This window comes from Streptococcus infantis ATCC 700779 (genome assembly GCF_000187465.1).
Lineage (GTDB): Bacteria > Bacillota > Bacilli > Lactobacillales > Streptococcaceae > Streptococcus > Streptococcus infantis.
In genome coordinates this window covers 50,709-64,882 of record NZ_GL732439.1, presented here as the reverse complement: position 1 = coordinate 64,882, position 14,174 = coordinate 50,709, and the positions used below count along the sequence as shown (strand labels likewise).

General features: G+C 40.4%; 14 protein-coding genes and 1 pseudogene. 5 read left to right on the top strand and 10 right to left on the bottom strand.

The genetic code is table 11. The features are described 5' to 3' along the window. Nucleotides 1-87 precede the first annotated feature (87 nt). From rpsD to HMPREF9423_RS02560, 7 genes and pseudogenes are all read right to left on the bottom strand, one after another. A complete protein-coding gene (rpsD, locus tag HMPREF9423_RS02590; RefSeq protein WP_004253981.1) occupies nucleotides 88-699 on the bottom strand; it encodes a 30S ribosomal protein S4 in 612 nt (203 codons plus the stop codon). 203 nt (nucleotides 700-902) lie between these two features. Then, on the bottom strand, nucleotides 903-1,937 hold the full coding sequence (locus HMPREF9423_RS02585) for a sensor histidine kinase (protein WP_006147796.1): 1,035 nt from the start codon (nucleotides 1,935-1,937) through the stop codon (nucleotides 903-905). Then, a pseudogene (locus HMPREF9423_RS12570) lies at nucleotides 1,934-2,631 on the bottom strand (response regulator transcription factor). Before HMPREF9423_RS12570 ends, HMPREF9423_RS02585 begins: the two are co-directional and overlap by 4 nt. 80 nt (nucleotides 2,632-2,711) lie before the next feature. Further along, nucleotides 2,712-4,799 (bottom strand): SSURE domain-containing protein, encoded by a 2,088-nt coding sequence (locus HMPREF9423_RS02575; protein ID WP_006147793.1) that lies wholly within the window; start codon nucleotides 4,797-4,799, stop codon nucleotides 2,712-2,714. Nucleotides 4,800-4,955: 156 nt separating this feature from the next. After that, nucleotides 4,956-5,621, bottom strand: a complete 666-nt coding sequence (locus tag HMPREF9423_RS02570) for a potassium channel family protein (protein ID WP_006147792.1) — start codon at nucleotides 5,619-5,621, stop codon at nucleotides 4,956-4,958. A 13-nt stretch (nucleotides 5,622-5,634) separates the two neighbouring features. Further along, entirely contained in the window at nucleotides 5,635-7,011 is a 1,377-nt protein-coding gene (locus HMPREF9423_RS02565; RefSeq protein WP_006155867.1) for a TrkH family potassium uptake protein, read from the bottom strand. Nucleotides 7,012-7,043: 32 nt separating this feature from the next. Further along, on the bottom strand, nucleotides 7,044-7,808 hold the full coding sequence (locus tag HMPREF9423_RS02560) for a nucleoside phosphorylase (protein WP_006147790.1): 765 nt from the start codon (nucleotides 7,806-7,808) through the stop codon (nucleotides 7,044-7,046). 192 nt (nucleotides 7,809-8,000) lie between these two features. Between HMPREF9423_RS02560 and HMPREF9423_RS02555 the strand changes: the two genes are divergently transcribed. From HMPREF9423_RS02555 to HMPREF9423_RS02545, 3 genes are all read left to right on the top strand, one after another. Then, complete coding sequence (locus tag HMPREF9423_RS02555) at nucleotides 8,001-8,453, top strand: DUF3290 family protein (protein ID WP_006147789.1); 453 nt, start codon at nucleotides 8,001-8,003, stop codon at nucleotides 8,451-8,453. Further along, nucleotides 8,450-9,082: a DUF421 domain-containing protein gene (locus HMPREF9423_RS02550; RefSeq protein WP_006147788.1), complete on the top strand. Its 633-nt coding sequence runs from the start codon at nucleotides 8,450-8,452 to the stop codon at nucleotides 9,080-9,082. Before HMPREF9423_RS02555 ends, HMPREF9423_RS02550 begins: the two co-directional genes overlap by 4 nt. Nucleotides 9,083-9,198: 116 nt before the next feature. Next, nucleotides 9,199-9,402 carry a CsbD family protein gene (locus HMPREF9423_RS02545; RefSeq protein WP_006147787.1) on the top strand — a complete coding sequence of 68 codons (204 nt, stop codon included), beginning with the start codon at nucleotides 9,199-9,201 and terminating at the stop codon, nucleotides 9,400-9,402. 62 nt (nucleotides 9,403-9,464) lie between these two features. Here the strand turns inward: HMPREF9423_RS02545 and HMPREF9423_RS02540 are convergent, their stop codons facing one another. Next, nucleotides 9,465-10,682, bottom strand: coding sequence for a carbohydrate-binding domain-containing protein (locus HMPREF9423_RS02540; protein WP_025168859.1), 1,218 nt, complete (start codon nucleotides 10,680-10,682; stop codon nucleotides 9,465-9,467). A gap of 206 nt (nucleotides 10,683-10,888) precedes the next feature. On the opposite strand from HMPREF9423_RS02540, the gene HMPREF9423_RS02535 reads away from it, so the two are divergent. Beyond that, nucleotides 10,889-11,665 carry a polyphosphate polymerase domain-containing protein gene (locus HMPREF9423_RS02535; protein WP_006155863.1) on the top strand — a complete coding sequence of 259 codons (777 nt, stop codon included), beginning with the start codon at nucleotides 10,889-10,891 and terminating at the stop codon, nucleotides 11,663-11,665. Further along, nucleotides 11,658-12,341 (top strand): DUF4956 domain-containing protein, encoded by a 684-nt coding sequence (locus HMPREF9423_RS02530; protein ID WP_006147784.1) that lies wholly within the window; start codon nucleotides 11,658-11,660, stop codon nucleotides 12,339-12,341. Before HMPREF9423_RS02535 ends, HMPREF9423_RS02530 begins: the two co-directional genes overlap by 8 nt. A 28-nt stretch (nucleotides 12,342-12,369) precedes the next feature. On the opposite strand, the gene HMPREF9423_RS02525 is transcribed toward HMPREF9423_RS02530, so the two are convergent. Both HMPREF9423_RS02525 and HMPREF9423_RS02520 read right to left on the bottom strand, forming a co-directional pair. Next, the gene (locus HMPREF9423_RS02525; protein WP_006147782.1) at nucleotides 12,370-12,933 is read right to left on the bottom strand and encodes a sugar O-acetyltransferase; all 564 of its coding nucleotides are present in this window, start codon (nucleotides 12,931-12,933) and stop codon (nucleotides 12,370-12,372) included. 146 nt (nucleotides 12,934-13,079) lie between these two features. Then, nucleotides 13,080-14,174, bottom strand: a 1,095-nt coding sequence (locus HMPREF9423_RS02520; protein ID WP_006147780.1) for an LPXTG cell wall anchor domain-containing protein, incomplete at its 5' end; no start/stop codon positions are given.

Genomic DNA, 14,174 nt, shown 5'->3' with positions numbered 1-14,174 from the left:
GAACTTGAGATAAATTTTTCTTATTTTTTGTTTTTTACAAAGCAAAAAGCCCACTGTTGTAGGCTTTCTGTAAGATATTTCTTAAAATTAAAGCATCTTGTTGTAGAATTCAACGATAAGTGCTTCGTTGATTTCTGGGTTGATTTCATCACGTTCTGGCAAACGAGTCAATGAACCTTCCAATTTTTCAGCGTCGAATGATACGAATGCTGGACGTCCAAGAGTAGCTTCTACCGCTTCAAGGATTGCTGGAACTTTCAATGATTTTTCGCGAACTGAGATTACTTGACCTGGAGTTACGCGGTATGATGGGATATCAACACGTTTTCCGTCAACAAGGATGTGACCGTGGTTTACGAATTGACGAGCTTGACGACGAGTAGTCGCAAGACCAAGACGGTAAACTACGTTATCCAAACGACGTTCCAAAAGAAGCATGAAGTTGAAACCTAGGATTCCGCCCTTGATTTTTGTAGCTTGTACGAACAAGTTACGGAATTGTTTTTCACCTACTCCGTAAGTGAAACGAAGTTTTTGTTTTTCAGCCAATTGCAAACCGTATTCTGACAATTTAGAACGGTTGTTTGGTCCGTGTTGTCCTGGTACGTAGTTACGACGTGCCAATTCTTTACCTGTACCTGTAAGTGAAAGGCCAAGGCGACGAGCTTGTTTCCAAGATGGTCCTGTATAACGTGACATGTGTATGTCCTCCTAATATAAATATAATTTCGGCGGAAATAGTCACTTAGAAAGCCCTGATTCGTGCAGATGCCCTTCGCCTAAACAGCCAAGGTTACTTGTTATAAGACACCTGTTGACGAGCTTCATGCTTTCCTGCTGCTATTTCACACAAAGGCTATTGTACCATGAAATACTACATTTGTAAAGAAAATTTTTTAGTTTTATTTCAAATTAAGATGAAATGTAAACGTACTTCCTATTCCGTAATGGCTTTCTGCTGTTATTTCACCACCTAGTTGATGGGCTAGTTCTCGTGCAATCGCAAGTCCTAATCCATGACCACCTGTCTTCATATTACGTGATGTTTCTACACGATACAGTCGGTTAAAAATTTTTTCCAAATCTTCAGGAAGAATACCTTGACCCTCGTCTTTCACACTGATTATCAGCTCTTCTTCTGTTAATTGAGCAAGAACTTCAATCCTAGTTCCAGGTTCTGAATATTTAAATGCATTGTTTAACAAATTGACTAGAATACGAGAGAGTTTGTCATAATAACTCTTGATTTTTGCAGACTCAGGCTTTACTTGAATGTAGACATCTCGCTCCTCTTGTTCAATCTGAAGTTGAAATTCACTCATCGACTCAATCAACAGCTGATCTAAAAATACATCTTCGACTTCTTCGTCAGCTATATCTTGAGGCTGATCGTTAAGAGTCAAAACATCCAATTCCTCGACTAGCTTGTTTAAACGCTCGGTCTGGCGACCAATCGTGGTTAAGTAATGGAGTCGTTCCTCTTCCTTGATTACTCCATCTAGAATTCCTTCCACAGTAACCTGAATGGAGGTAATGGGAGTTTTAATATCGTGAGAGAGCTGAGCAATCATCATTCTCTTTTCTTGCTCACTCTCATCAAGTGATTGAAAGGTATCTTGTAAATTGCGGGACATGTCATTAAAAGCTTGGCCTAACTCTTGAAATTCTATCGGTCCTTTGGTTTCAATTTCTGTGCTGAAATCCTTGCTTGCTATATCCTGAGCTTGTTTTTTCAAATGTTTCAGAGAAGAAAAAATAGGCGACAAAAGAAAGATGCTCACTGCAGCGCCAATGAAACTTGCAATCAAGGTCATTCCAACCAGAAAGTAAATTTCACTTTTCTCAATCAACATTCGTTGGACTGCCCAGAAAACGACCAAAATCGTTAGTAAAGTCGAAACTAGATACCCCACTAAAATATAGCTTTTTAATTTCATTTTTTACCTCTCGGTCTTTCCATCTTATAGCCCAATCCCCAAACAGTTTTGATAGCAGGAGTGTTTAAATTCGTATACTTACTCAACTCTTGTCTCAAAGCATGGATATGAACATTGAGTGTATTGGTATCATCCACATAGTCCTCCTGCCATACCTTCTCGTAAAGTTCAGTCTTTGAAAAGACTCTCTCAGGATTGCTGGCTAATATCCATAGAAGTTCAAAAGATTTCACTGTCAATTCCAAAGGCTGTTCTCCAATGCGAACCTCATGAGTCACATGGTTGATCACTAAGTCACCAAACTCAATCTGCTCGGTCTCTCCGCCACGACTAAGCGGCGCATGATATTATTCACTCTCAAAACCAATTCCCGTGGGCTAAACGGTTTAGCTATAAAATCATCCGCCCCCAAACTTAATCCATAAATCTTATCCTGTTCGCTTGTCTTAGCAGTTGTAAAGAGAAAGGGTTGATCAGGGGCAATATACTGAACTTCGCTGATGAAATCATAACCATCCATATTAGGCATCATGATATCTGTGATAATGAGATCGATAGATTTTTTTCTAAAAAGTTCTAATCCTTCCTTACCGTCATGGGCAACTAAAACATCGTAACCTGCCTGTAAAAGATAGCGATTTTGAATATCTAGAATATCTATCTCATCATCAACCAACAAAATTGTCTTTTTCATCTGACACTCCTTTGACAAAAACAGTGTTATACTTGCTTTAGTATAACACTATTTCCCCTAATATTTAAATGATTTGTACCTTAATCTTCTCTTTTGACTTTCCAACCCAAAAATCCAACAAAACCTGCCAAGGCTAGGCCAAGGATTCCAAGTCCAGATGTAGCCGTTTGAGCTTCACCAGTATTTGGTAGCATCGCTTTAACATCTTTTTTCATCATATTAGCCATTGGGCTAGAAGCTGATTGATCTGCTTTCATATCTGACATATGGTGATTTGTACCCATCATACCCTCAGTCGTACCTGTAGAGCCTGTTTCAGAAGGCTTCGTATTCATCTGACCTTGTTGAGATGGTATTGTCCCCATTTCTTTTCCACGAAGCTGAATCGTTACTTGGCGAGTAGCAATCAGATTGGTCAAATCAGGTTTGCCGTCTTTAGCGCCATAGACTTTAACAGTAGCTAGATATGTATGGGTTCCGTTAGCTCGAAGTTGCTCCAGCAAGGCCTGACCATCTTTGCCAACCGTATTGCCATTCAAATCCACTTCGTAGAAATATTGGCCTTTAGCCAAGCCTTCAAGTGGCAATAAAGCAGGATTTTTATCCATTCCATTGTCTGACCAAGGGGCTTTGTCTGAGGCTTTTAACAAGAGGCGAGTCAACATACCATCTCCACCAAAAGCTTCGTATGGTATAACTTGGTTGACACCGGCCAAGAAAGGTCCAGGAACCTTAGCCTTATCAAGGTAGCTAGCTGGAACATCAATCATGTCTTTGACATTGTTAACAACAGACTCTTTAACCTGATTTGGTGTGGTCAAGCCATTCAAATTAACAGTCAAATCTTTAGTCGCTACTAGGTTAGTCAAATCGGCCTTGCCATCTTTCACACCGTACACTTTAATAGTAGCTTTATAACTTTGAGTTCCATTTTGTTTCAAGAAGTCAAGAAGCTCTTTATCTGATTTACCTTGGGTTCCAGCCAAGTCTACTTCGTAGAAGTAAAGGCCTTTGCCCAATTTCTCTACTGGTGGGAGGGCAGGATTTTTAGCCGTTCCGTTGTCTGACCATGGAGCTTTATCGGACGCTTTCAAGATAAGGCGAGTCAACATACCATCACCAGCAAAGAACTCATATGGAATGACTTGATTGACGCCGGCTGTAAATGGACCTGGGAAATTAGCTTTGTCAAGGTAGCTAGCTGGGACATCTACTGTGTCTTTGGTGTTATCAGCCACACCTTTTTGCACTTCAGCTGGTGTGGTTAAACCATTCAAGTTGACATCCAAATTCTTAGTCGCTACCAGATTAGTTAAGTCAGGTTTGCCATCTTTCGCACCGTACACTTTAATAGTAGCTTTATAACTTTGCGTTCCATTTTGTTTCAAGAGGTCAAGTAGCTCTTTGTCAGATTTTCCTTGGGTATTTGCCAAATCCACTTCATAGAAGTAAAGACCTTTGCTCAATTTCTCTACCGGTGGGAGAGCAGGATTTTTAGCCGTTCCATTATCTGACCATGGAGCCTTATCAGAGGATTTCAAGATAAGGCGAGTCAACATACCGTCACCAGCGAAGAATTCGTATGGAATAACTTGGTTGACACCAGCTGTAAACGGGCCAGGGAAATTGGCTTTGTCCAAGTAAGTAGCTGGGACATCTACTGTGTCTTTGGTGTTATCAGCCACACCCTTTTGAACCTCAGCTGGAGTGGTCGCTGGTTGCGCTTCACTGACTTCGCGGTCTTGTCCAGAAACTGTAGACGTAGGACCTTCCACAGGTTTAACTGCATCTTCTGTTTGTTTCTTAGAGTCAGCTTGTGCTTGCATTTCCTCTTTTGGTGCTACTACCGGCTCTTTAGCAGTTGCGTCCGCTTTTTCTGAAGAGCTTGTGGTATCCACACTTGCTTGAGGTGTTGGAATAGACTGTTCTGAAGGAAGAGCTACATCGACTGCTTTTTTGAGAACCTCTGCTGGTAAGTCGCCCTTTTCACTCACCGAGGCGTCGTTTGGCACGACTTGAGCAAGAGTCGGATTGACGACATCAGCACGTGCAGAACTTGGTTGACCGACTAGGACAAAGAAGCCACTAGCCACAACAACTGAAGCAACACCAACACTGAGGCGGCGAATAGACCAACGAGTATATCTCTGATTTGGATTGAATTTCATAGGATTCTCCTTAGAGTTTTCTTTTTTTGATAGCTCTAGTATAATCTCCTAAAATTAAAAAGGATTAAGAAAAAGTTAAATTTTTTCTTAAATCCTTCTTATAAAATACTTATATTGACCCAATAGTCACTAGAAAAAAGAATGGTCATTTCTCTTTTAATCATTGAGGTGTGCTAGATTATCCAAATATTGGTTATTGATTACTGCCATCATATAGCCATCAGCTTTCAATTGATCATTCGGCCCAAACTGAACATCCAAGGGAGCATTTTCATAGTCACGAAAACCAAGAATATTGAGATTGTATTGTCCTCGAAGATCAAGTTCGCTTAGACTCTTACCTGCCCACGACCGTGGAATTTTCATCTCAACAATAGAGACATTTTTGTCCAACTGAAAAACATCAACGCTGTTATTAAATAAAATAGTCTGCGCCAACGAACGACCCATCTCATATTCTGGTGAAATGACTGAATCTGCGCCAATTTTTTCAAGGACTTTTTTTGCTGTATAGCTTTTAACCTTAGCAATAACAGTTGGTACTCCTAGACCCTTGCAATGCATGACTGCAAGCACACTAGATTCTAAATTTTCCCCAGTTGCCACCACAACTGTATCGCAGGTATCAATTCCTGCTGAGAGCAAGAGCTCTTCATCTGTTATATCTCCAACAACTCCACGTACCAAGACTGGTTCGAACTGATTGATTCGCTCCTCATGGTCGTCAATGGCGATTATATTTATATCATGCTGAGCGAGAGCGGTAAGTACACTACTCCCAAAAATACCCAAACCTAAAATTCCAATTGTCCGATCTGACATAGTTTATCCTTTCTTATCCTATGGTAATATCTGCTTTCATATAGTGGATCATATCTTTCTTATCTGGTTGATACTCAGCCAAACTAACTAATAGCGTCAGTGGTCCAATTCGTCCGATAAACATCAGTAGCATGATAATGCTAAGAGCTAATCTACCTAACTCTGGTGTCAGATTGGCAGTCACTCCGACCGTGGCAAGCGCTGAAATTGTCTCGAACATGATGTAGATAAAGCGCGGATTCCCTTCTGCGGTTACCCCTAACAGGATCAAGCCCAGCAAGAAAGTTAGCAAGAAGATAATAAAAACACTGAAAGATTTTTGGACTGTCCGAGGTAAAATTGTTCTCCGAGCTACATTGGCATGGGGTAATCCTAAAAGTTCACTGCGTGCAAAGACCAATAAGACAAAGAAGGTTGTAATTTTAAGCCCCCCGGCTGTTCCACCAGGCGCCCCACCGAGAAACATTTGTAAGATATAAATCAGCAAAGTAACAGGCCGAGCCTGGGTAAAATCAATAGAAGCAAAACCCGCCGTTCTCATGCTAACTGTTTGGAAAAAACTGACTAGCAATTTATCAGGGATGCTGAGATTGCCAATCGTTCCCGGATTGTTCCACTCTATCAAGAGGGTTGAAACTGTTCCAGTAAATAAAATTCCTGCTGTCAAGAAGAGAACCAACTTGGTATGGAAGCGAAGCCGACGTTTTTTCTTGCTCAACTGCGTGGCCAGATCAAACCAAACCATGAACCCTAGACCACCTGTGATGATCAAAGCAGCAAGCACTAGATTAATCAACGGATCAGTTTGAAAAGCTACTAAACTTGTACTTCCAAAATTATCAAAACCAGCATTACAGAAAGCTGAAATAGCTACGAAGATAGAGGTAAAAATCCCTCGGCCCCAACCAAATTCCGGAACAAAACGAAAACTTAACAAGAAGGCTCCGAGTCCTTCAACGATAAAAGTCGTCAAAAAAATCGAACGTATGAAAACCATTAAAGACTGAGTTTCTCCATAACTAAAGCTCTCCAGAATTGTTTCACGGCTACGAAGGCTGAGCTTTTGCTTGCTTTGAATATAAAAGATCCCTATAAAGGTCATGAGACCCAAACCACCAATCTGGATCAAAAACATACAGATTAATTGACCCCAGATGTTATATGTAGTAGCTACTGGTTGAGTAAAGAGTCCTGTCACACAGACCATGGATACTGCTGTAAAGAGATGGTCGAAATAGGTAGCTTGGGAGCTTGTTGCTTGCACAAATGGCAGACTCAAAAGGAGAGAGCCTGCGAGAATAACCAAAGCAAAACTTAAAAAAATTCGACGAGCAGGTGATAAACGTCCCAAGGTCGTGTTTATTTTTTCCGAAAATGATTTGAATAACATAGTTACATTGTACCATAAAACAGTTAAAGCAGTCACATATGACTAACGATTTCAAGACAGAGTTCGAGTGCCTTATCAAAAGCTTCTGAACCCCAATCGCGGCTATCATAATTTTCTAAATCCGCTAGAGAGTCGGCTGTAAATAGAAGTTGACCCCAAACTACTCCTCTAAGCTGGGCAACTGCTGCAAGAGCTGCACACTCCATCTCCACAACTGCACAGCCTTCTTCCTTACGATAGGCAACTTTTTCAGCTGTTTCTCGGTAAAAACCATCTGTCGACCAAGTCATAACCTCTTCATAAGGAATGCCTAGTTGTTCCAAGACTTGCTCAATAGCAGAGATAGCCTCAATCTGCATCTCCATATAACGAGAAGGCGCTACATAGTGGTAGCTGGCTCCCTCATCTCGCAAAGCGCGAACAGGGACGAGAAAGGCATTTTCTTCTATATTCGCCAACACGCCACAAGTGCCAGTAGAGATGATTTTCTCCACACCGTAGCCAATCAACCAATCCATAAACTGGGCCGCAGGGGCAGAACCTACAGGAGCTTGGGCTAGACACACTTTTTCACGTTTGTAGTCCATGACATAAACCGGGTAGGTCTTAGTGGCAGACACAAACTCCCCAACGCACTCTGCTCCTACTTCCTGAGCATAGCGGTCAATCTCCTCCTCCAAAAATGCATAGATGCACTTCTTTGGTAACTGTAAATCCAAGCCTTCGTGATTCGGCATGATGACTGCCTGAGGATTATCGTCAAACTCTAAAATAGGAATAGCATGTTTTTGAATCATAGAATACCTCCTCTAAATTTTTACTATTATAACAAAAGCCAAACGAAAGTCAAGACGGGAGGCTAAGTCAAATCATAAAAAACCTACCTTAAGTAGGAAACAACAATTAAATGCTTTTTCCTCTACTAACAAAATTGCTAAAACTTAGGAATTAGTTTATAATAGATTGAATTTGAAAAAGGGAGAAATCTTATGAAATTCTATTCATACGACTATGTTCTAAGCCAAATCAGTCAACAGGATTGGGTCATGATTATTGTGTCGACGCTCTTAGTGATTGTGACTGGATTCTTTGCATTTAAGGCTTTCAAAGATAAAAGAGGGAGTAAGTTCCGTGAATTATCGCTCATTTCTATTTTGACGTTAATTGCTTTTGTATTGATTAGCATTACGAATCTTCAAAACAACCAATCCAATGATAATCAATTTCGTAGTTCCTTGCACTTCATCGAAATTGTATCAAAAGAGTTAGGTGTTGATAAGAAAAATGTTTATGTCAACACATCAGCAGTGACTGATGGGGCGATTATTAAAGTAGGTGACAATTTTTATCGTGCCATTAGTGGGACTGACCAAGATAGCTATTTATTAGAAAAGATGGAACTCTATAAATCAGATGTGGAACTCGTGGAGGTTGAAAAATGATAAGCTTTTTTGCTACAATTGCAATTAAATTAGCCTTGGGGCTACTTTCTCTTGTTTTTGTTATTAACGTAACAGGTAAAGGAAATTTAGCACCAAGTTCTGCAGTAGATCAAATCCAGAACTTTGTTCTCGGGGGTATTATCGGTGGGGTTATCTACAATAGTTCTATCACCATCATCCAATACATTGTTATCCTCATTATTTGGACTATTCTCATTTTACTCCTCAAATGGTTGAATACCAATGTTTCCTTCATTAAACATCTGATTGACGGAAAACCTACGATTATCATTAAAAATGGTAAGTTAGATCCTGAAGCCTGTCGCTCAAAAGGTCTTGCAGCGGCAGATGTAGCTCTTAAATTGCGCGCTCAAGGAATCTTCCAACTGAAAGATGTCAAGAGAGCTGTGATTGAGCAAAATGGACAGCTGATTGTCGTAAGAATGGGTGACGAGAATCCTAAGTACCCAGTGATTACAGATGGCGTTGTCCAAGTTGAAATCTTAGAAACCATTGGCAAATCCGAGGAGTGGCTAACTGAGAAATTGAAAGAAGAAGGTTTCGAAGAAGTCTCAAATATCTTTATCGCTGAATATGATAAAGGTCAATTGAATATTGTAACCTATTAAAAAATAAACTGATGCTTTTCGTATCAGTTTTTTGCTTTTTAGCATAAAAGGGTATATACTTAAATTAATATCTGATGTAATTTAGATAATACAAAAAATTAACGGAGGTATCCCCCATGTCAATCGAAGAAAAATTCAACCAAGCTAAAGGTTCTGTTAAAGAAGGTTTTGGTAAACTAACTGGCGATACAAAAACTCAAGCAGAAGGAGCTGCAGAAAAGGTAGCTTCAAAAGCTAAAGAAGTTGTTGAAGATGCAAAAGAAGCTGTCGAAGGTGCAGTATCTGGCGTAAAAAACATCTTTAAAAAAGACGGAGAATAATTCTTTTTCGTCCTAATAACATAAGAAAATCTCCCTTCTCTTTCGAGAAAGGAGATTTTCTTTTATGGTCGTCCGCCAGGGCCACCATTCCCTTGAGGTCCACCTCCACCAGGCATCGAATTGACAATCTCAGTTTGTTTTTCACCATTGAAATAGATGTCTCCGCCTGTGTAGGTCGCTGTTCCATCAAAGTCAAAACCGGTTTGACCAGTCATTTTGATGGTTCCTCCCGTAACAGTAATGTTACCATTTGAGTCAATTGGATCTGTGTCCCCTTGACCAACTTCAACCGTCAAGTTCCCACCATTCATAGTAAAGAAGATTTCACTTTGTTGGGCATTTTTGTTGGCTGCATTGACACCATCATCTGTTGAGTATATGGTGATGTCTCCACCGTTGATAGTGATTGACTTCCCTTCAAGCCCTTCTGTAGAATTCTTAACGGTATAGGTACCACTATCAATAACCAAATCACCTGATGCGTGGATACCATCGTCCCCTGCAGTAACAGTGATGGTATTATCAGAAAGATACATGGTTCCAACAGAAGTATCTTCATCATTGTCGACCTTAACTCCGTCTTCCTTGGCATCGATAGTCATGGTTGTGCCGGTAATGTTAAGTTCATCATTGACATTAAAAGCATCTCCGACTGCTGTGATGTTGTAGGTTCCACCTGTGATGTGAAGCGTATCGTTTGCTTTAATACCATTATTTTTCTTACCATCTACATTGAGGGTCCCTTTACCATTGATGGTTAAGTCCACTTTAGAAAAGAGGGCCGCGTCTGCCTTTTCGTCACTATTAGAAGCTGAATCTGAAAGGCTATTGGTTGTGCCATCTGCTAGAGTTAGGTAAACATGACCAGCTGATGTTGCAGAAATAGCTGCATTGGTATTGGTCATGGTCACACCCTTTAGAACAATATGTACATCATCAGTCTTTTCGGCTTCAATCTTGATTTGAATTCCGTCGGATTGACCAGATATGACATAGGTTCCTGCCTTAGAAATAGTAACAGTCGAACCTGATACGGAAACTCCGTAACCTGATACCTTCGCTGTTGATCCTGACAAGATTGCAGTTGCTGCCGTCTTTTCATCGTAGGAAGTATCGTAGTCCTTGTCTGTGAAATAGCTAGTTTTCTTAGCATCTGTAGTGGACGCCATTGTTGTTGCGGTATTGCTAGCTGTTGTATTTGAAGTTGACTGGGTACAAGCTGTCACCAGTGTTAGAGTTGCTATACTCGTTAATAGGAATGTCCATTTTTTTGCTTTCATACTCATTTCCTCGTCTTTCATTTACATGATCCTAGTCTACGGGACTTTCCTAAAAGAAGCCTAAATTTTTTCTGAAAGTTTTCTTAAGTTTAGTTTCAATTAAGTTAAATTTAACAATAGTTTTAGATAAATTCCTTAAAATCGTAAACAAGCAAGTTCATCCTTGTTTAAAAATAGTATAAGTGAAGATTAGAGGAGAAGGACTTATGAAACCAATCGAAACAACTTTTAAACGGATTGAAACCAAATATGTTGTCTCCACAGATAAACTAGACAAACTGATTCAAGATTTAAAGGAATATTTAGTAGAAGACGACTATCCAATTTCAACAATATCAAATATCTACTTTGACACAGAATACTTTGATATTCTCCAAGATGAGCATCTTGGCGACAAACGAAAAGAAAAGGTACGGATGCGGACCTATCTCAGCCAACCTAAAATAGATAGTCAAGTTTTTTTAGAAATCAAAACTAAGGACCAAGAAGGGATTGGTCGCAAGTACCGACTGCTCTCAACTCCTAGTTCCATCATCAATTTCATAACCAAAGGGCACTTGGATGCTAGCATTACTGATACAGTCGTCATTGAAAAAGTGAAAAAACTTCAGCATGATTACAAACTCGCTATCAAGCCTCGTATGTACATCTACTACGATCGTTATTCATTAAAGGAAAAGAAATCTATCGAGGGCTTCCACTATAACAAAATCCGTATCACAATTGACCAAAATCTAGTCTATAGAGATGAAACTGTCAGTCTCTTCGCGGGAAATCACGGGGCTCCTCTCTTAGATAACAACACTGTGATTATGGAAATCAAGGCCCCTGGAAACAAGCCCCAGTGGTTGCAGGACATCCTAGACAAGTATGATTTGATGGAGCACAAATTTTCAAAATACAGTTGTGCTTACCACAAATCTCAAGGGCTGCCTTACGGACCACGTCCCAGTATAGAAAGCGCAGGTACCGCTTATGCTTAATCTATTTAATTCCATTTTCAACAACACCACTGCAAGTGCAGATCCCTTTCAACTACTGTTGGCACTTCTAGTCAGTCTAGTCCTCGGTTTGGCACTTACTTGGACTTACAAATATAGAACCCTCTACACCAGAGAATTCGCTATCAGCTTGACCTTGCTTCCCTGCCTCATGACCTTGGTTATTTTTCTGGTCAATGGGAGCTTGGGCACCTCAATTGCTGTAGCCGGAACCTTTAGTTTAATTCGTTTCCGTTCAGCAACGAGTGGATCACGAGAACTGATTGCCATATTCCTTGCCATGATTATCGGTTTGGCTTGCGGAACAGGTTATCTCTTCTTGGCTATTCTCTTTACACTCTTTATCTTGGGCGTTTGGTTCCTTTTAGAAAATCAACAGATCAAAACTGACAATCAACGCCGTAGACTTTTGACAATCACGGTAGCCAATCAAGACAAGGTACAGGAAGTTATCCAATCATCTCTTAACCAATTCTGCTCAGAAGTTGACATGATTACAATGAATAGCACTAACGCAGGTGATAATCTAACAATTGTCTATGAAGTCGAGCTAAAATCTGATACCGATGACTTCCAAGTCGCTAGCTATCTTACTCGCAACATTGCTGAATGCGATGTGGCTCTCACTAAAAAAGCTAAGAAGAGAAAAAATCTCTAGCAAAAAAGAACAGCATTTCGCTGTTCTTTTAATTTTCTTTGACTGGAATTTCTTTGATAATTCGTGCTGGGTTGCCTGCCAGAACTACATTATCACCAAAAGATTTAGTAATGACAGCTCCTGCTCCTGCAACAACGTTATCACCTAGTGTAACACCTGGAAGGACAATAACCCCACCACCTGCCCAGAAGTTCTTGCCAATTGTAATTGGTTTCCCAAATTCTAAACCTGAATTTCGTTCATCTGGATCCAGTGGATGAAGGGGTGTTAAAAATTGGCAGTTAGGACCAATCATAGCATTGTCGCCAATGGTGATAGGACAAACATCCAACATGGTCAGATTCCAATTGGAATAGAAATTTTCTCCCAAATGAATATTGACACCATAATCCACTACCAAACGAGTATTGACATAGAGGTTTTCACCAGTTGAACCAAACCATCCTTTGATGATTTCCATACCTTTTATTGGATCGACTTCTTCATTAAAGGAAGCTTGCTTTTGTCGTGCTGTTTGTGCTAGAGCACGAAGTTCTGGATCGAACGGATGATAGGGTTCCCCGGCAATCATTTTTTGGTATTCACTTTTCATATCTTGATATCCTTGTTTATTTTACAAGATTGTAGCATAGTTCTATCCTTAAAACAAGCAGCACAGAGATAAAAAAAACTAGTACATCTTTGGATGTACTAGTTTTTAATTAGAAAGATGACTTTCTCACTATTCTACAGAGTTGATTAGTCTTCTTTCTTTTTACGAGCGATAAGTCCAAATCCACTCAAGACACCTACTAAACCAAGGGCAGCAAGGCTAGCATGATCTTCTGTACCAGTATTTGGCAATTGAGGAGCATTTTCCTTAGCTGGAGCTGGTTTTTCTTGAACTGGTGTTGGCACTGGATTTGGTGTTGGCACTGGATCTGGCGTTGGCACTGGATCTGGTGTTGGCACTGGATCTGGCGTTGGCACTTTCTCATAAACGTGCTCTGTGTCGCCGTTTGGAAGTTTCTTAGTCTCTACGAAGCGGTAACCAGGAATTTCAGCTTTTGGTTGTTCTCCATCTACTGTTGGGTAACCTGGGATAGGTTTTCCATCTTTGTCTACAAACGTAGTAACTGGTGTTACTGTTGGTGTGTATGTTGCAGAAGCTTTTGTTCCGTTCATATCTTCACGAACAACTGTAACAGATGGAGCTGTTCCTGTAAATTCAGGTTCTGGTTTGAAGGTTACTGTTCCGTCTGGTGCTACTGTGTATGTACCAACACCTGGAATAGTCTTAGTTGTTGAACCATCGTCAAATGTTGCTGGAACGTCATCATTCATTGGAACACGGCTATCGCCTTCCTTGAATGTTGGTTTACCAGACTGTTCTTTACCTTTTGGTCCAATAGTTGTAGCTGGTTCTGCTGTTGGTGTTACTGGTGTAACAGTTGGTGTGTACTTAGCTGTTACTGGGGTACCGTTCTTATCTACACGTTTAACAGTCACGCCTGTTCCTGTTCCGATGAATGATTTCTCTGGTACGAAGGTTACACTTCCGTCTGGTGCTACTGTGTATGTTCCTTCTCCTGGGATAGTCTTAGTTGTTGAACCATCTTCAAATGTTGCTGGAACATCGTCATCCATTGGTACACTTGGATTACCTTCTGTAAACTTAGGTTTACCTGTTTGTGTCTTACCTTGGATATCTGTTGATGTAACATCCTCTGCTGTTGGAACAACTGGAGTAATCTTAGGTGTGTAAGTTGTTTCAGCTGGGGTACCGTTGGCATCCTTAGCTTGAACCTTAACGGCAACAACATCACCTGAATAAGTCTTATCTGTTGGGGTGAA

Excerpts from the sequence above, each read along its gene's own strand:
- HMPREF9423_RS02570 (WP_006147792.1), bottom strand. The coding sequence starts at position 5,621 with ATGTCAGATCGGACAATTGGAATTTTAGGTTTGGGTATTTTTGGGAGT.
- HMPREF9423_RS02545 (WP_006147787.1), top strand. The coding sequence starts at position 9,199 with ATGTCAATCGAAGAAAAATTCAACCAAGCTAAAGGTTCTGTTAAAGAA.
- HMPREF9423_RS02555 (WP_006147789.1), top strand. The coding sequence starts at position 8,001 with ATGAAATTCTATTCATACGACTATGTTCTAAGCCAAATCAGTCAACAG.
- HMPREF9423_RS02550 (WP_006147788.1), top strand. The coding sequence starts at position 8,450 with ATGATAAGCTTTTTTGCTACAATTGCAATTAAATTAGCCTTGGGGCTA.
- HMPREF9423_RS02525 (WP_006147782.1), bottom strand. The coding sequence starts at position 12,933 with ATGAAAAGTGAATACCAAAAAATGATTGCCGGGGAACCCTATCATCCG.
- HMPREF9423_RS02575 (WP_006147793.1), bottom strand. The coding sequence starts at position 4,799 with ATGAAATTCAATCCAAATCAGAGATATACTCGTTGGTCTATTCGCCGC.
- HMPREF9423_RS02530 (WP_006147784.1), top strand. The coding sequence starts at position 11,658 with ATGCTTAATCTATTTAATTCCATTTTCAACAACACCACTGCAAGTGCA.
- HMPREF9423_RS02560 (WP_006147790.1), bottom strand. The coding sequence starts at position 7,808 with ATGATTCAAAAACATGCTATTCCTATTTTAGAGTTTGACGATAATCCT.
- HMPREF9423_RS02565 (WP_006155867.1), bottom strand. The coding sequence starts at position 7,011 with ATGTTATTCAAATCATTTTCGGAAAAAATAAACACGACCTTGGGACGT.
- HMPREF9423_RS02535 (WP_006155863.1), top strand. The coding sequence starts at position 10,889 with ATGAAACCAATCGAAACAACTTTTAAACGGATTGAAACCAAATATGTT.
- HMPREF9423_RS02540 (WP_025168859.1), bottom strand. The coding sequence starts at position 10,682 with ATGAAAGCAAAAAAATGGACATTCCTATTAACGAGTATAGCAACTCTA.
- rpsD (WP_004253981.1), bottom strand. The coding sequence starts at position 699 with ATGTCACGTTATACAGGACCATCTTGGAAACAAGCTCGTCGCCTTGGC.
- HMPREF9423_RS02585 (WP_006147796.1), bottom strand. The coding sequence starts at position 1,937 with ATGAAATTAAAAAGCTATATTTTAGTGGGGTATCTAGTTTCGACTTTA.